General features: G+C 69.3%; 17 protein-coding genes and 1 pseudogene. 5 read left to right on the forward strand and 13 right to left on the reverse strand.

The annotated features are described in order from the left end of the window. Positions 1 to 33: 33 nt before the first annotated feature. Both bioB and V7E09_RS02275 read right to left on the reverse strand, forming a co-directional pair. Positions 34 to 1089 carry a biotin synthase BioB gene (gene bioB / locus V7E09_RS02270; RefSeq protein WP_324510940.1) on the reverse strand — a complete coding sequence of 352 codons (1056 nt, stop codon included), beginning with the start codon at positions 1087 to 1089 and terminating at the stop codon, positions 34 to 36. Next, positions 1086 to 1691 carry a biotin transporter BioY gene (locus V7E09_RS02275; protein ID WP_324510939.1) on the reverse strand — a complete coding sequence of 202 codons (606 nt, stop codon included), beginning with the start codon at positions 1689 to 1691 and terminating at the stop codon, positions 1086 to 1088. The genes bioB and V7E09_RS02275 overlap by 4 nt, the downstream gene beginning before the upstream one ends. Positions 1692 to 1776: 85 nt before the next feature. On the opposite strand from V7E09_RS02275, the gene V7E09_RS02280 reads away from it, so the two are divergent. Next, on the forward strand, positions 1777 to 2367 hold the full coding sequence (locus V7E09_RS02280) for a TetR/AcrR family transcriptional regulator C-terminal domain-containing protein (protein ID WP_324510938.1): 591 nt from the start codon (positions 1777 to 1779) through the stop codon (positions 2365 to 2367). A 47-nt stretch (positions 2368 to 2414) separates the two neighbouring features. On the opposite strand, the gene V7E09_RS02285 is transcribed toward V7E09_RS02280, so the two are convergent. Together V7E09_RS02285 and V7E09_RS02290 are read right to left on the reverse strand one after the other, a co-directional pair. After that, positions 2415 to 3965 (reverse strand): ATP-binding cassette domain-containing protein, encoded by a 1551-nt coding sequence (locus tag V7E09_RS02285; protein WP_324522961.1) that lies wholly within the window; start codon positions 3963 to 3965, stop codon positions 2415 to 2417. Between the two features lie 230 nt (positions 3966 to 4195). Next, complete coding sequence (locus tag V7E09_RS02290) at positions 4196 to 4708, reverse strand: hypothetical protein (RefSeq protein WP_324522962.1); 513 nt, start codon at positions 4706 to 4708, stop codon at positions 4196 to 4198. Between the two features lie 242 nt (positions 4709 to 4950). Between V7E09_RS02290 and V7E09_RS02295 the strand changes: the two genes are divergently transcribed. After that, entirely contained in the window at positions 4951 to 5340 is a 390-nt protein-coding gene (locus V7E09_RS02295) for an SHOCT domain-containing protein (RefSeq protein ID WP_324510935.1), read from the forward strand. Between the two features lie 25 nt (positions 5341 to 5365). Continuing rightward, on the forward strand, positions 5366 to 6493 hold the full coding sequence (locus V7E09_RS02300; protein WP_324510934.1) for a baeRF11 domain-containing protein: 1128 nt from the start codon (positions 5366 to 5368) through the stop codon (positions 6491 to 6493). A gap of 58 nt (positions 6494 to 6551) precedes the next feature. On the opposite strand, the gene V7E09_RS02305 is transcribed toward V7E09_RS02300, so the two are convergent. The 6 genes and pseudogenes from V7E09_RS02305 to V7E09_RS02325 all read right to left on the reverse strand — a co-directional run bounded on the left by V7E09_RS02305 (position 6552) and on the right by V7E09_RS02325 (position 10089). After that, positions 6552 to 7559, reverse strand: a complete 1008-nt coding sequence (locus V7E09_RS02305) for a hypothetical protein (RefSeq protein ID WP_324522963.1) — start codon at positions 7557 to 7559, stop codon at positions 6552 to 6554. Beyond that, positions 7547 to 8380: a sensor histidine kinase gene (locus V7E09_RS02310; RefSeq protein ID WP_324522964.1), complete on the reverse strand. Its 834-nt coding sequence runs from the start codon at positions 8378 to 8380 to the stop codon at positions 7547 to 7549. Before V7E09_RS02310 ends, V7E09_RS02305 begins: the two co-directional genes overlap by 13 nt. Then, a complete protein-coding gene (locus tag V7E09_RS02315) occupies positions 8359 to 8697 on the reverse strand; it encodes a hypothetical protein (protein WP_324522965.1) in 339 nt (112 codons plus the stop codon). The genes V7E09_RS02310 and V7E09_RS02315 overlap by 22 nt, the downstream gene beginning before the upstream one ends. Before the next feature lie 44 nt (positions 8698 to 8741). Beyond that, positions 8742 to 9149 (reverse strand): hypothetical protein, encoded by a 408-nt coding sequence (locus V7E09_RS02320; protein WP_324510931.1) that lies wholly within the window; start codon positions 9147 to 9149, stop codon positions 8742 to 8744. A gap of 134 nt (positions 9150 to 9283) precedes the next feature. Then, positions 9284 to 9394, reverse strand: a pseudogene (locus tag V7E09_RS15665) (hypothetical protein); the annotation flags it as partial. Then, positions 9379 to 10089 carry a threonine/serine exporter family protein gene (locus V7E09_RS02325; protein WP_324510930.1) on the reverse strand — a complete coding sequence of 237 codons (711 nt, stop codon included), beginning with the start codon at positions 10087 to 10089 and terminating at the stop codon, positions 9379 to 9381. The pseudogene V7E09_RS15665 and the gene V7E09_RS02325, both read right to left, overlap by 16 nt. Between V7E09_RS02325 and V7E09_RS02330 the strand changes: the two genes are divergently transcribed. Further along, positions 10058 to 10486, forward strand: coding sequence for a hypothetical protein (locus V7E09_RS02330; RefSeq protein WP_324510929.1), 429 nt, complete (start codon positions 10058 to 10060; stop codon positions 10484 to 10486). The genes V7E09_RS02325 and V7E09_RS02330 overlap by 32 nt on opposite strands. A gap of 160 nt (positions 10487 to 10646) precedes the next feature. On the opposite strand, the gene hisS is transcribed toward V7E09_RS02330, so the two are convergent. Together hisS and V7E09_RS02340 are read right to left on the reverse strand one after the other, a co-directional pair. Further along, a complete protein-coding gene (hisS, locus tag V7E09_RS02335) occupies positions 10647 to 11975 on the reverse strand; it encodes a histidine--tRNA ligase (RefSeq protein WP_324510928.1) in 1329 nt (442 codons plus the stop codon). Next, positions 11972 to 12661: an MBL fold metallo-hydrolase gene (locus V7E09_RS02340; RefSeq protein ID WP_324510927.1), complete on the reverse strand. Its 690-nt coding sequence runs from the start codon at positions 12659 to 12661 to the stop codon at positions 11972 to 11974. Before V7E09_RS02340 ends, hisS begins: the two co-directional genes overlap by 4 nt. Before the next feature lie 64 nt (positions 12662 to 12725). On the opposite strand from V7E09_RS02340, the gene V7E09_RS02345 reads away from it, so the two are divergent. Next, on the forward strand, positions 12726 to 13970 hold the full coding sequence (locus tag V7E09_RS02345; protein WP_324510926.1) for a DUF349 domain-containing protein: 1245 nt from the start codon (positions 12726 to 12728) through the stop codon (positions 13968 to 13970). 73 nt (positions 13971 to 14043) lie between these two features. On the opposite strand, the gene V7E09_RS02350 is transcribed toward V7E09_RS02345, so the two are convergent. Further along, positions 14044 to 16332, reverse strand: coding sequence for a RelA/SpoT family protein (locus tag V7E09_RS02350; protein WP_442956825.1), 2289 nt, complete (start codon positions 16330 to 16332; stop codon positions 14044 to 14046). Between the last annotated feature and the right edge of the window lie 43 nt (positions 16333 to 16375).

Below are 16375 nucleotides of genomic sequence, written 5' to 3' on the forward strand. Positions count from 1 at the left end.
GGCACCCCGTGACGGCGGGGCGGGACGGTGGCCTCAGGCGTTGGGAACCAGCGTGGTGCCTGCGCCGCGCGCGCGAGCCGTCGCTCCTGCGTGGGCCGGCAGCGGGAACGAGCCACGATCATCGACGTCGAAACCGTTGTCGGCGATGAGCTGAAGATCGGCGGCTGCGGCCTGTCCCTCGGCGGTCAGATAGTCGCCGAGGAAGATCGAGTTGGCGGCATGAAGCGCCAGCCCTTGCAGCCCGCGCAGGTGAATCTCCCGCCCGCCTGCCAGGCGGATCTCGGTCGCGGGGCAGGCCAGCCGCGCAACCGCGACGATCTTCAGGCAGCGCAGGGGCGTGAGATCCCATTGGCCGGCCCGCGGGGTCCCGTCGAACGGGACCAGAAAGTTGATCGGGATGGAGTCGGCCCCCAGGTCCCGCAGGGCATACAGCGCCTCCACGACCTGGGCATTCGACTCGCCCAGCCCGACGATCAGCCCACTGCAGGCCGAGACACCGGCCTGCTTGACCTTCTCGATCGTGTCGACGCGGTCGACGTAGCGATGCGTCGTCACGATCTCGTCGTGGTAGGACTCGGCGGTGTTGATGTTGTGGTTGTAGGCGTCGATCCCGGCCTCGGCCAGGCGCTCCGCCTGGCCCTCGCGCAGCAGCCCCAGGCAGGCGCACAGTTCCACCGCGGGATGCTCGTGCTTCAGCGCGGTCGCGATGTCGGCGACTCGTTCGATGTCGCGGTCCATCGGGCCCCGCCCGCTCGCGACCAGACACACCCGTGCGGCACCGCCCTCGATGCCTGCCTCTGCTTGGCGGACCGCCTCGCGAGGGTCGAGCCAGCTGTACTTGAGGATGGGAGCCTGTGATCCCAGCGCCTGCGAGCAGTAGCTGCAGTTCTCCTGGCACAGCCCCGACTTCAGGTTGACGAGGTAGTTCAGCCGAACGTGCAGGCCGAAGTGCTGCCGGCGTAGCACGCTCGCGGCCCGGACCAGGTCCAGGATCTCCGTGTCGGGCGCCTCGAGGAGGTCCAGCGCCGACGCAGGATCCAGCGCCGTCCCCGCCGCGATCTCCTGGGCCAATCGGGTGTAGTCCCTCACCGTGCATCCTCTCGGTCGTCGGGGCGAACGCGGGCGACCAGCCGCCACAGGGAGGGGAGCAGCCCGGCCAGGGCCAGCACCTTGAGCGTGTCCCCGATGAGGAACGGGAGGACGCCGAACTGGAGGGCGCGCCCCAGGTCGATCCCCAGCGACACCATCAACCAGGGAACGCCGCAGGCGTAGAGGGCGAGGGTGCCGAGCGCGCCGAGGGCGAGCGTCGAACCGACCCGGCGATCGGCCTGGTGCTTGGCCAGTTGTCCCACGATGGCAGCGGCCAGCACGTACCCCACCACGTAGCCGAAGGTCGGGAACAGGAACCCTGACTGCCCGCTGGAGAACACGGGCGCTCCGAGCACACCCAGCACCACGTAGAGAGCAGCGCTGAGAGACCCGCGCAGCGGGCCGAGCGCCGCTCCGGTGGCCATGACGGCAAACGTGGACAGAGCGAGGGGAACCGGAGTGAAGGGCAGCGGGATGGTCACAAAGGCCGATGCGGTGATCACGGCCGTCCCCCCGAGCACGAGGACGGCGTCTGCGGCGAGGCTGGCCTCCCGGTGAGAGGCGAGATAGGTGCGCGGCTGCGCGATGGCGGGTGTGGACACGAGAACCTCCTGAACGGTGTTCATTGAACGCCGTTCAAGATAGCAGGGCCAGCCCGCGCTCGCAGGCAAAGGTAGAGTCATCCCGGTGCAGAGCCCGAGACTGTCGAAAGACGACGTCGCCGAGGCGGCCCTGGACATCCTCGACCGGCTGGGCCTCCCGGATCTGACGATGCGTCGCCTCGCCGCTGCCCTGGACGTGCAGGCCAGCGCCCTGTACTGGCACTTCCCCAACAAGCAGACCCTGCTGGCAGACCTGGCAGACCGGATCGTGCGCCGGCGCGCACCAGCCACCACGAGCGGCGACTGGGACGAACGGCTCAGCGCCGAAGCCTTCGGCATTCGCGACGCATTGCTGGCCTACCGAGACAGCGCCGAGATCGTCTCCAGTTCCCTGGCCCTCGGGCTGGGCGACAACCCAGCCCTCACCCGGCTGCGCGACGCCCTCGACACGAGTGGCTTCGACCCCGATACCAGCCGCCGTGCCGCCGCCACCCTGCTGCACTTCGTGGTCGGGCACGTCTCCTTGGAGCAACAGCGCCGACAGTACGACAACCTCGGCGTCCTCCCCGGCCCCGCCGCCGACCTCCACCCCGAGGTCGCCGAGGGCGACTTCCGCTTCGGGGTAGACGTCCTCATTGCGGGCCTGCGGCAGCGAGGCGGCGCACCCCGGCCCTGACCATGCCCACGTCCGACCCGGGAGCCCGCGGGCACCCTGCGCCGCCCTCAGCCGAGTTCTGCGACCTGCAACTCCCCGTGAGAGTCCAGCCTCAGCACCATGTCCGGAGCGATCCGGCGCAGGAACCCAGCGTCGTGGCTGACCACCAGGATCCCGCCACGGTAGGCCGTCAACGCCGACACCAGCGCGTCCACGCTGGCGAGGTCGAGATTGTTGGTCGGCTCGTCCACGACGAGGAGCTGCGGGGCCGGATCGGCCAGCAGAAGCGTGGCCAATACGGCACGGAAACGCTCTCCCCCCGACAACGACCCCACGCGTTGCTCCACCAACCGGCCGCGCAGTCCGAACGTCGCAAGGCGATTACGCAGTTCGCGGTCCTCCACCTGCGGCGCGCGCGCCGCCAGCGCCTGGAGCACCGTCTCCTCCTCGCCCAGCGGATCCAGGCGCTGGGGAAGGTAGCCGATCCGGTCCGTCTTCGCCTCGGCGGAGGCGAGCAGCCGCGACGGCTCCCCCGTCACCAGGGACGCCAGCAGCGTCGTCTTGCCCACGCCGTTCGCGCCGAGGAGGGCGACCCGCTGCGGCCCCACGATGCTGACCACCTGCTTCACCCCGCGCAGTTCCGCCAGGTGACGGCCGGAGCCGACGTCCGGGTCCGGCAGCATCAGCCGCACCTCGTCTACGACGTGGACGCGGGACTGAGCCTCGCTGAGCGCGGTCCGAGCCGCTGCTTCGCGGGCAGCCAGCATGGAGCGGTCGGAGGCCTGCGCCTTCTCTGCCCGGTTCTGCCGGTAGTCCATCACGACAGGAAGGGTCCCCTTCTCCCGCTGTCCCTTCCCGCGACGGACGGAACGGGCCTGCCGGGTCTGGGCCTCGATGCGCTGGCCGCGCTCCGCCCGAACCCGTTGCTCAGCGGTCCGGACCGCCTGCCGGGCCGCCTCCTGCTCATGCGCACGCGCCTCCACGAAGGCCGCATATCCCCCTCCGAACACCGTGAGCCCTCCCGAACGCAGTTCGGCGGTCGCGTCGAGCGTGTCGAGCAGGGCTGTGTCGTGGCTGGACACCAGCAGCGTCCCGGACCAGGACCTCAGCACATCAGCCAGCCGCGTGCGAGCGCCGGCATCGAGGTTGTTGGTCGGCTCGTCGAGCAGGACCACCGGGGTGCGGGCCAACTCCAACCCCACCAGCGCGGCCAGGATGATCTCCCCACCCGAGAGACTGCCGACGCGCCGGCGCAGGTCCGGCGCAGGCCCCAGCGTGTGGACGACCGCAGCCAGTCGCGCGGCGGCTCGCTCCGGGGCGTCCCATGCGTCCCCGACGACATCGAAGTGGCGAGGATCGGCGTCGCCCGCCTCGATCGCGTCCAGAGCTCTGACGAGGGAGCCGACGCCCAGTAGGTCGGCCACCTCCGCATCGGTGTCCAGGACGAGGTTCTGCGGGAGGTAGCCGACGGGCCCGCCCCCGTGGACGACGACGCTGCCCCGGCTGGGGGCCAGTTCGCCGGCGATGAGGCGCAGCAACGTGGTCTTGCCGACGCCGTTGGCGCCGATCAGGCCCGTGCGTCCACCCGAGAACGTGGCGGAGAGTGAATCGAGGACCATGGCTCCGCCAGGGTGGGCGAAGGACAGGTCGGACAGGACGATGGCAGGGTGTGACAAAGGAAACTCCCGACGTTCAGCAATGAGGGTGCGCTGAACAGCGAGCACAGCTCGACGGTCAGCGCGGGTTAGCGGCTGGTGTCGAGATCTGTCATCACGCGTCCGATCGTGGGGAATGGGGCAGTTCCAGTATGGCCCGCCCGGGTCTCAGACGCCACACGCCGGTGCCGGGATCAGTCCCGAGTAGCTGCAGTCACGACGATGTCGGCCTCGGCGATGCGGCGCAGCACCCGAGTCTCGCGTACCAGCGGCAGTCGTTCGAAGAACAGCATGTCGACGGGATGCCACAAGGCGATCCAGCCGACGATGACCAAACCCTCGCTGAGGAAGGTCCGCAACCAGTACGGACCGGCCTGGGCGGCCGACAGCAGCACCCCGGCCGCCAGGCAGCCTGCCAGGAAGGTCAACCCGACCACGAGCTCCTTGCATCCGCGGCGCTGGATCGCCTCACGCTGGACGTCGATCCGACCGATGCGCTCCTCGCAGTAGCCAGCCACCGCGGTGCGGAGGGAGTCCTCCGGGTAGGGCACCCCCAGGTCCAGCTCGATGCGGAGCCGCTCGCTGGGACGCGGGTCGACCTGTTCGGTCAGAAGATCCATCCCCGATCGCGTCGAGAACTGCCCGGCCAGCGGGTCCTGCTCGGGGGCCCGGAAGAGGTCGGCGGCCGCCGGGAGTGCCAGCCTCACCGCCACGTCCGTTCAGGAACGGCCACGGCCGCAGCGTCAGATGGGTTCACGATCATGGCGCATACCCTGCCACAGAACAGCCCGGGGCAAGGATCCGTCGCCCACGGGGGCGGGGAAGGTTCCCCACAATGGGGGATACTGCCGCGCGCCTCCGTTGGCTAGCGTCGTGACCGTGGGCGTAAGCATGCCCTCACCCGGGTGAACAACCCGGCATTTCACCAGATCTGAGAGGCAAGCAACCAATGATCGGTTTTCTGTCGAACGTGTGGGATTTCATCTGGATGTTCTTCACGATCTTCGTGTTCTTCGCGTGGCTGATGGCCCTGTTCTCCATCATCGGCGACCTGTTCCGCGATCGCGCGCTGTCGGGCTGGGCCAAGGCGATCTGGCTGATCGCCCTCATCTTTGTTCCCTTCCTCACCGCGGTGGTGTACCTGATCGCCCGCGGCGGCGGCATGGCCGAACGCGCCGCCTCCCAGGTCAAGAACCAGCAGACCGTCACCGACGACTACATCCGCTCCGTCGTGGGCCGCTCCCCCGCCGGGGAGTTGACCCAGGCCAAGGCCCTGCTCGACTCCGGGGCCATCTCGACCGCCGAGTTCGAGTCCCTGAAGTCGAAGATCCTCGCCTGACCATCTCCTGCCCGGAAGGCATACCGTGATTCATTACCAACTCCCGACCAGCGCTGACCTGCTCGCACTGGGAACCCCGCGCGCGGACGCACTCTCGATCTACCTGCCGACCGAGCCGACCCCGGCCGGGCGCGACGTCGCCTTCACGACCGCCAAGAGCGCCGTGGACCAGGCGATCAGGACGCTGCGCACGTCCTCCCGCACCCATGCCGAGCAGGAAGCGCTGCGGGATCAGTGGAACGTGATCGCCGACGACTCGGAGCTCTGGGGCAACCTCGGCTCCTCCCTGGTGATCTTCCTGGCCCCGGGGTTCGCCGACGAGTACGTGCTGCCGAACAACTTCGAACCGCGGAACCACTTCGGGGACCGCTTCGACCTCGGCCCGCTGGTGAGGGCCGTGACCACCCCGCAGCGCGCCTACGCGCTCACCCTGTCCAGCAGCGGCTGGAATCTGTGGCAGGCGACCGAGTCCTCCCGCGCGGAGGAGTTCGAGCTCGTCGGCGAGCATGCCGAGGACGCGGCGGACGCCACGAACCGGATGAGCATTCGTGGCCGCAAGCTGCTCCGCCGACTGGGCGGCGACGAGGGCCAGAAGGTCTTGCTGGACCGCTATGCGCAGGTCGTTGCCGGGGCGGTGCGAGACGAGCTCGCGCTGGCGGACCCGGCCGGCGAGGTCCCGCTCTTCGTCTTCGCGAATGAACCTCTCGCCTCCATGATCGTCGCGCACGGTCTTCCCGGCGAGGTCGTGGTGGTGCGGGGCGCCGCCGACGAGTTGCGTCCCGATCAGATCGACACCGCCATCCGGGATCGCATCCAGGACATCACCCGTCGACGGCTCAGCCAAGACGCCGACCGGATCGGCGACGGCTTCGCCGACGGTCTGGCCGCCATGGACGTCGCGCAGGTTGCACGCGCTGCCGCCGTGGCTGCCGTGGGAACCCTCTACTACGACCTGTCCGGGTCGGTGCGAGGTCATCTCGATACCGAGACCGGCGCCATCCGGTTCGATCCCGAGGGCGAAGATCTGCTCGCGGCGATCGCCCTGCTGGTGTTGGCCAATGGCGGTGAGGTGCACGCGGTGCGGCCGGACGAGATCGACGCGGGCATCTGGAACGGCCAACTGTTGGCGGCGCTTCGTCGGCCGCTGGCCTGATCCCACACGGTTCGACACACGCCTTCCCTCCCTCGCGGGTGGGGAGGCGTGTGTGCGTTCAGGAGGCGGCGATCACGTCGCCGTTCGCCGACCACTGCACCCGGACAACCTCATCCTCGGTCTGCATCACGACGCCTAGAGCGGCCGCCCGGTGGGCGGGGAACGCGCGGATGGTCACTCGTCCCTGGGTCACCGGGGCGATCGCGCTCCGGCAGGCGCGCGCGAGCCGAGGGAGGATGGGCGTGTCCGCCGAGGACGACTCCCCCAGCAGGACCACCTCGACCCCGAGGCGTCGCAGCCGCTCCACCTCGGCCACGAGCCCGGGATCTTGAAGGTGCGGTAGCCGGATCCGATCGCGGATCGCGGCCTCGACGACCGCGACCTCGCTTCTCATCCGGGCGTCGATCACGTCGCCCTCGGCGATGCGCTCCAGCACCGGGACCACCAGCCCCTTGATCGCGGCCAGTTCCGTGGGGGACGCCTCGAGCGCCTCCGCCGAGGCCGCCGAACTCTCGGCCGATCGCGCCGCGGAGCTGCGGTGGGCGCGTTCCCGGCCGACGATCCGATGCAGCACGAACCTCCACAGCACCCCGGCGGCGACGCACCCCAGTGGAACCGCCACGAGCCGGAGCAGCGCCCCGGGTGTGGGTCCTTGGGGCCACGCCCACGCGAGCGCCGCGCCGATCAGCAAGGTGCTCCCGATAGCGCCTGCGACAAGGTTGCCGCGCGGGATGAGGAACGCGACCAGGTAGGCGGCGAACGACAGCGCCGACAAGTGCGTCACCGTGTCGGCCGACAGGAAGGCGGCCGCCGTCAGGCCGAGGGCGCTCACCGGCACCCACACTGCCCGGGCAGGCGACAGCGGCCGCACCCCGGGGGTCGTCAGCAGGCAGGTCCCCGCCCCGGCCCCCAGCAATGCCAGCGTCCACACCAGCGGGGCCGTCTGGAAGAGCCCCAGCCTCACGATCTGAAACGACCAGCACGCCCACACGAAGAGGAAGGAGCCCCGGGCCAACCGAGTGCCCAGCCCGCCCGCTCCCGTGCCCGCAGACGTCAGATCGGCCATGTCAGGATCACTTCCGTCCCACAGCCACGCTCGGACTCGATCCGCGCGGCCCCGCCCAGGGCTGCCATCCGCTCGACGATGCTGTGTCGGATGCCAAGGCGGGAACTGGCTTGAGCGGGGTCGAATCCGGTCCCGTCGTCGCGGACGGACACCAGGATCGCCGTGCCCGTCACGGAGACTCGCACCCACCGCGAGGCGGCGTCCCCCGCGTGGCGCACGCTGTTACGTAGGGCCTCCGCCGCGGCGAGGGTGACCCCGCGCACCACGCGCCCGTCGATGCGTCCCGCGCTTGTGGTGGCGTGGAAGTCGAAGGTCGCATCGATCCTGCGAAGGTCGACCCGGATGGCCTCCGCCGCCTCATCGCCGCTGCAGAACCGGCCCGGGACGGATCCGGGCTCGGTCGCGGCGTCGAGTTCGGCGATGACCCGGCGGGCGTCACGGCTTTGCAAGGACGACGGCGCCCCATCGGTGTGCATCGCGGCGAACAAGGACGCCAGCACCTCGTCGTGCACCAGCCGCGACATCGCGGCATGTTGCTCCAGCTGCGCGCTGACCCGCATCTGGCGCACGCGCTGCGCGTGCTCCTCACGTTCACTCGCGTGAAGGTGCTCCAACTGGATCCGCACCCCCACGAAGATCGCCAGGTAGACCACATTGCCCAGCTCGTAGGGGGTGTACGTGGCGACTCCCTCGGGCACGTGGCCCAGCAGGATCAGCCCGGATGCCGCCGGGACGAGAGAGATCGCCAGGCAGGTGACGACCGCGATACCGGGTCGAACCGTCAGCAGCAGCAAGGTGATCACCGCTGGCTCGAGGTCCACAGCCAGGGAGCAGCCGCACCCAGGTCGGCACCGCGGAATCCGAGGATCCAGGTCGCCTGAAGGAGGACGTACACCGGCGGGATCACGCGCCACAGCACGGCCAGCACGGGCAGCGGAAGCACCATCCCGGCGATGGCCATCCCCACGAATGCACCCGTCACCAGAAGAGCGCCGACGTTCCACCACCACGCCATCGCCACTACCTGATCGAGGTGGAACACCGTCTGGTCGAGCACCAGGATGCAGCCGCCCAGCGCGATCAGCCAGCCCAGCGGTCGATCGATCGCGTTCCATCGCACTGCATCCGACGCCGTCACAGGCACCTCCTCTCCGACTCTGGCCTGGGTCCCGGGGGACGCTCTCAGATCACCGTGACGCTCTCTCGGCCGCTCAGCCGGCTCCCGACCGCGGCTCCCGCCAGGATGCCAAGAACGATGGCGACCATGGACGCGATGGTGGTGATCAAGGTGGTGAGTCCCGTGGAGTCGCCGTCGAGCAGGCTAGTGACCCCCACCAGGCCCAAGGTTCCCGGGACCAGCAGCCAGAACCCGGGGAGGAAGCTGGCGAAGGCGGCTGGACCGTTCGGCTGCCGGGAGGCAACGTAGGCCACCGGCGTCATCGCGAACGCGCCGACCATGCCGGAGAACACCCCGCCCAGAAACACGTCAGCCAGCACTTGGGCGCCATAGGCCACGTAGAGAACGAGGAGGATCCAGGCGATCGAGCCGGGACGTCCGCAGCGCTGGATGACGATCCCGATGCCGAACATCGCCACCGCCAGCCAAGGCCCGAGCGGTCCGATCGGGTTTGCGCCTCCACCAGTTCCAGGCGCGGGACACCCACCAGGGACGCCCCGGCGACCAGGCCTGCGGCGAGGAGCACCAGTTGCATCCCGCCCGCCGCGAGCCGGCCCGCCCCCGCCATCATCTGACCAGTGGCCAACTCGATCACCCCGGTGGTGAGCAGTCCCCCGGGAAGCAAGGTCACCAGGGGTGCGATCAGAGCGGCGAGCACACCGGGGTCGACGCCGATCTGGTGAGGGTGAAGACGCAGACGGACACCCCGAAGGCCATCCCGACGGTGATCAGGGCCCGGTATTGCCGTTCGGTGTTCTCGGTGAGGAGCAAAACGGAGCCGACCACGACCCCGAGCACGGCGGCCACGGCGACACCCGCCCAGGACCCGTCGAGCATCACCGCCAGGCCCGCCGAGAGCAGCATGTGAGCGAGCACGCGTTGCACCGGGGAGTAGGGCGGGGGCAGTGCCCGGACGTGAGCGACAGCCGCCCTGATCGCCCCCGGTTCGGACGGGAGGGCCCGGGCGGCACGCACGACGTCGTCCAGGTCGTCGATCTGATGGAGCAACAACGAATCGTGCCCGGCGGACACCGTCCCGGTGCGCATGTCCCCTGAGCGTCGAGTCGACACGAACAGGGCGGTCGGGAGCACGACGATCTCGGTCGACGGCTGCCCGTTGACCCGGGCGATGTCGGTGAGTGCGGTGCGCACCCCCGTGACCGAGTAGCCCGCGTCGATCATCGCCTCACCGACGGCCTCCAGGTCGACCAGCCCGGCCACGGGCTCCCCGTCGAGCGGGAGTGACCCAGTATCGGGCACCGGTATGGGCCAGGGCTGATGCGGCTGATCGGGACGACGTGACAGCAGGACCACCAGGATCGTGACGCTGATCAGCACGACCAATGCGATCATCCAGGGCAGGGGGTCTCGCTCTGTCCGCCAGGCGGGCGGATGCGGCTCCAGCACGCCGTCCTCCGACGGCGGCTGCGCGGCAGAACTCTCCGCCGGGACAGACGGAGCCGGCGACGCGGACGCCGTCGGACGCGAACCTCCCGCGGACGCGGAGGGCGTCGGCGCGCTGGATGCCGTCGCGCTCGGCACCGACGGGGTGCCCGGCGCTGCCGTGGTGCCGGTGCTGGTCGCAGCAGGCGTGGGATCCGCGGCCAGGGCGATCGCGGGCCCGAATCCGACGGTGAGGATCATCACCATCACGAGAAGGGCCGCGGCACCGACGCCGCGGGCACGGGCGCCCCAGCCCGGCCCCGGTCGCCGTCGCGTTCGCTGCGTCGACGAGGCGATGTTCTCCTGAGACCGCATCACGCGAACTGCGACGGGGGCTCCTACCATGGTTTCGGACACGGTCAGCTTCACATCTCCTGGCGGTCGGCGGCTGTTTCGCCGCGTCGGCCTTCAGGCTAGAGGCGCCGCATCGACGTCGACATCACCCCGGTCGGGGGGATAAGGCGGCGTCAGGCGCGCGCGATGCCCACCACCGGATGCAGGTCCTCGGCCGGCGGCATCCAGGTGTCGGGGTCCGCGCTGGCCTGGTCGCCGGAGCGGATGTCCTTCACCGAGTCGCCGAACCACACGTAGGGAATGCCTCGCCGGTCCGCGTAGCGGATCTGCCGGCCGTATTTGTCGGCCTTCGGCGCCACCTCGGTGGGGATCCCGCGCGCGCGCAGCCGCGCCGCGATGTCCAGGGAAGCGGACCGGGTCTCCTCCGCGTCCACGGCCACGAGGACGCAGGTCGGCACCGCGCGGGAGGCGCTGAACTCGCCCTTGCCGATCAGCGGGGCCAGGATGCGTGAGATGCCGATGGAGATCCCCACCCCCGGCCAGGTGCGCTTGCCATCGGTGGCCAGCGAGTCGTAGCGCCCACCGGAGCAGATCGAGCCGAGCGCCTCGAAGCCCTGCAGTTCCGTCTCGTACACCGTGCCGGTGTAGTAGTCCAGACCGCGGGCGATCTTCAGGTCGGCGACGAGCCGGCCCGGCACGGCGCTGGCGGCCGCCTCGACGACGGCGGCCAGGGCGTTCAGTCCCTCGTCCAGCAGCGGGTGGCTGACGCCCAAGGCGCGGACCCGCTCGACGAAGGAGGTGTCGGCGGTCTGGATCGTGGCCAGGTCGAGGCAGGCCTGCGCCTGTTCCGCGCTCAGGCCCAGCTCTTCGACAAGCAGCGCGGAGACAGCCTGGGGGCCGATCTTGTCCAGCTTGTCGACCCGCTGCAGGACGCCGAGGTGGTCCTCGACGCCCAGCCCGCGGTAGAACCCCTCGGCGAGGAGCCGGTTGTTGACGTGCATGACGACCGGCGGCAACCCGAACGTGGTGTGGAGCCGTTCGAAGGCCTCGAGCATGACCAGCGCCACCTCGACGTCATGGTGGGCGGCCAGCGTGTTCTCCCCGACGATGTCGATGTCAGCCTGGGTGAACTCGCGGTAGCGACCCTCCTGGGGACGTTCTCCCCGCCACACCTTCTGGATCTGGTAGCGCCGGAACGGGAAAGCGAGGTGACCGGCGTTCTCGGTGACGTAGCGCGCGAACGGGACGGTCAGGTCGAAGTGCAGACCCAGTTGATCACCGGCGCCCTCGTCGGCGTGCAGACGCCGCACGACGTAGACCTCTTTGGTGATCTCGCCCTTGCGGGTGAGGGAGTCCATCGTCTCGACGGCCCGCGTCTCGACCGGCGCGAACCCGTGCAACTCGAACACCTCGCGCAGCGTGTCGAGGACGGCCTGTTCGGCGATGCGTCCCGCGGGCAGAAACTCGGGGAAGCCGGACAGCGGCTTGATGCGGATGCTCATGACAGATAGCCCTCGTCGAGATAGCGATTCGTGATGCGTTCGTGGCCCATCGTCGTGGTGGGCCCGTGGCCGGGCAGCAGGGCTGCGGTGTCGGGCAGCGGCACGACCACGTCGCGGAGCGTGGCCCGCATGGCGGCGTCGTCGCCGCCTGGCAGGTCGGTACGGCCGATCGACCCGGCGAACACGACGTCACCGGTGAAGATGAGCTCGGTCAGTTCCGGCGCCTCCTCGACAGGTTCGGCCAGCGGCACCCGGAACAGGACGCAGCCGGGCCGGTGCCCGGGGGCGTGGACGACCGTGAACGTGGCCCCCGCGGCGGTGAGGGTCTCGCCGCCCTCGAGCAGCCGCAGGTCGGCGGGTTCGCGCACCTCCACCCCGAGTTGGGCGACCATCTGCCGCATCTGGGGTCGCCCTGAGGTCGGGTCGGAGAGCAGCGGCCGATCGAGCACATGCAGGTGGGCGGGGACACCGAAATGGTCGGCGACGTCGGCCGCCTGGGCCACGTGGTCGATGTGCCCGTGAGTGAGGAGCACCGCTTCGACGCTGAGCTCGTGCTCGGCGACCAGACGCTGCACGGGAGCCAGCGCGTCCACGCCGGGATCGACGACCACCACGCGGCCCTCGGCGAAGCCGAACACGTAGCAGTTAGCCTGCCACGGGCCTGCAGGGAAGGACGCGAGGAACATGTCCTCCACCCTATCGGGGTGGGCAGCGCACGAAGTTCGGCCGTTTTCGGGCAAGATGGACCGCATGAGTGACTCCGCAGGACCGGCGAGCTTCGGTCGCGTCGAGGAAGACGGCACCGTCTATGTGACCACCGACGACGGCGAACGCGTCGTCGGGCAGGTGCCCGACGTGAGCGCGGAGGAGGCGTTGGCCTTCTTCGTGCGGCGCTTCGAAGCCTTGGACCTGGAGATCACTTTGCTGGAGCAGCGGCTCGCCTCCGGCGCACTGGCACCCGACGATGCGCGGCACTCGATCAAGACGTTGCGTTCCTCGGTGACCGACGCCAACGCTGTCGGCGATTTGGCGTCGCTGGCGGCACGCCTGGAGGCGATGGCCCCGAAGCTGGCCGAGGCCTCGGAGGCTCGCAAGGCGGAGCGCGCCAAGCAGCACGAAGCCACCCGGGAGGCCAAGGAGGAGATGGTCGCCGAGGCGGAGAAGTTGGCCGCCGGCAACGACTGGCGCGGCGGTGTCAACCGGTTCCGCCAGCTGCTGGACGCGTGGAAGGCGCTGCCGCGGATCGACCGCGCCACCGATGACGCCCTGTGGCATCGCTTCAGCTCCGCCCGCACCACGTACACGCGACGCCGCAAGGCGCAGTTCGCCCAGCAGTCGGCCAAGTGGAACGACGCCAAGGCGATCAAGGAGCAGATCATCGAGGAGGCCCGGGGGCTGGCCGACTCCACCGAATGGGGCCCGACCTCGGGCGCCTTCCGAGAGCTGATGGCCCAATGGAAGGCCGCCGGGTCTGCCCAGCGCGACGCCGATGACAAGCTGTGGGCCGAGTTCCGCGCCATTCAGGACCAGTTCTTCAACGCCCGCACCACGGCGCAGGCCGCCCAGGACGAGGAGTTCGGCGGGAACCTGGCGGCCAAGCAGGAACTGCTGGCCCAGGCGGAGGCCGAGATCCTGCCCGTCACCGACCTGAACGCCGGGCGCGCCGCCTTCCGCACCTTCTTGGAGCAGTACAACGCGCTGGGCAAGGTCCCCCGGGACGCCATGCGGGGGTTGGACAACCGGCTGCGCACCATCGAGAACGCTGTCAAGCAGGCCGAGGCCGACGAGTGGAAGCGCACCGACCCCGAAGCCCGGCATCGCGCCGAGGAGACCGTCGCGATGCTGAGCACCGAGATCGAGAAGCTGCAGGAGAAGATCTCCAAGGCCGAGGCCCGTGGGGACGCCAAGGCCGCCAAGAAGGCCGAGGACTCGATCGCCACCTACACGGTGTGGCTCGATCAGGCGAAGGCCACGCTGGCTGACTTCACCCGCTGAGCAACGTGCACGGGCCGGGGACGCAGCTGTGTCCCCGGCCCGTGCACGTTGCTGGGTGACGCCCTCCCCGGGCTTAGCCCGGCTTGACCCGGCTGACCTCGTACACGCCTGAGACCCGCTGCAGGCCGCGTAGGACCGTCTCCAGGTGCCGCGGGTCGGGTGTCTGGAAGGTGAGCCGCATGGTGAACACGTGATCCTTGGACGCGTTCGCCGACACCGAGACGATGCTCATGTGCATCTCGGACAGCACCCGCGTGAGGTCGTTCAGCATGCCCGCCCGGTCGATGCCCTCGACCTGGACGGCGACCAGGAAGGCTGCGTCAGCGGTGGGCGCCCACGAGACCGGGACGATCCGCTCGGGCATCTGCCGCAGGGACGCGACGTTGGTGCAATCGGTGCGGTGCACCGAGATGCCCTCCCCGCGCGTGACGAAGCCGATGATCGGGTCGCCCGGGACGGGCATGCAGCACTTGGCCAGTTTGGTGTAGAGGTCAGGGTCGCCGTCCACGACGACGCCCGAGTGGTTGCGCGGCAGTTTGTGGTGGGAGCCCCGCACCAGCAGCGCCTCGTCGATGAGGGACGCCTCCGCTGCGGCTTCGTCGCCGCCGACGACGCTGATCAACTGCGTGATCACGGCCTGGGTGCCGATGCTGCCCTCGCCCAGAGACGCCCACAGGCTCGGGACGTCGGAGACGTGGAAGTGTTCGGTCAGGTGCGCCATCACCTCGGGCGTCAGCAGGCGCGCGGCCAGGTGGCTGCGGCGCATCTGCTTGGCGAGCAGTTCCTTGCCCTGCTCGATCGCCTCATCGCGCCGTTCGCGGCTGAAGTACTGCCGGATCTTGGCCCGCGCCCGCGGCGTCTTGACGAAGTTCAGCCAATCCCGGCTCGGTCCCGCGTTCTGCGCCTTGGAGGTGATGATGTCGATCGACATCCCCATCTCCAGGGTCGAATCCAGCGGGACCAGCCTGCCGTTGACCCGGGCCCCGATACACCGGTGCCCCACCTCGGTATGGATCGCGTAGGCGAAATCTACGGGGGTCGAACCGGACGGCAGCGCGATGACGTCGCCCTTCGGACTGAAGACGAAGACCTCGTTCTTGGCGATCTCTTCGGTGAAGGTGTCGAGGAACTCCCCCGAATCCTCGGTCTCCTTCTGCCACTCCGAGATGGAGTGCACCCAGTTGATCTCGTCTCCGGCGCTCTTGCCCTCCTTGTAGCGCCAGTGGGCCGCCACTCCGTACTCGGCCTGCTTGTGCATCTCGTGCGTGCGGATCTGCAGTTCGACGGGCTTGCCGCCCGGCCCCAGGACGGTGGTGTGCAGCGACTGGTACAGGTTGAACTTGGGCATCGCGATGTAGTCCTTGAACCGCCCGGGCAGCGGCTTCCAGCGCGCGTGGAGCACGCCGAGGACGTCGTAGCATTCGCGTTTCGTGTCGACCAGGACGCGGAGCCCCACCAGATCGTAGATGTCGTAGAAGTCGCGTCCCCGCACCATCATCTTCTGGTAGATGGAGTAGTAGTGCTTGGGTCGGCCGTACACCGTCGCCTTGATCTTGTTGTCGGCAAGGTCTTGCTTGACCTGCTCGATGACCGTGGTGAGGTACTGATCGCGCAGGGGCGCCCGGTCGGCGACGAGCTTGACGATCTCGGAGTAGATCTTGGGCTCGATCACCGAGAACGACAGATCCTCCAGTTCCCACTTGATCGCGTTCATGCCCAGCCGGTGGGCCAGCGGGGCATAGATCTCCAGGGTGTCGCGCGCAATGCGAATCTGCTTGTCCTGGCGTAGCGAGCTGATGGTGCGCATGTTGTGCAACCGGTCGGCCAGCTTGATGATCAGGACGCGGATGTCGCGGCTCATCGCGATGACCATCTTGCGGATGGTCTCGGCTTTCGCCGACTCCCCGTACACGACCTTGTCGAGTTTCGTCACCCCGTCGACCATGGTGGCGATCTCCTCGCCGAAGTCATGGGTGAGCTGGGCCAGCGTGTAGCCGGTGTCCTCCACGGTGTCGTGGAGCAGCGCCGCGCAGATGGTGGGCTCGTTCAGGCCCAGGCTCGCGAGGATAGTCGCCACGGCGAGCGGATGGGTGATGTAGGCGTCCCCGCTCTTGCGCAGTTGGCCGTCGTGGTACTGCTCGGAGGTCCGGTAGGCGCGCTCGATGAGCGCCGAGTCCACCTTCTGGTGGTGACGGCGCATCGCCGCGAACAGGGGATCCAGGGCGGCGGCACCGGAACTCTTCTGGCTGCCCAGCATGGCCAGCATGCGACGCATGCTGCGCCTTGGCTGCTCCGGCACGATCGCGGCCGGCTGCCCCGGAGCGGGATCGACTCCCGCTGGACGGCTTGTCGTCTCACTCATCAGACACCTCCCCTCGCGTGGGGTCGAGTGTAGCGCCGCTCAC

The organism is Propioniciclava sp. (genome assembly GCF_036744435.1).
In the GTDB taxonomy this organism is placed as follows: domain Bacteria; phylum Actinomycetota; class Actinomycetes; order Propionibacteriales; family Propionibacteriaceae; genus Propioniciclava.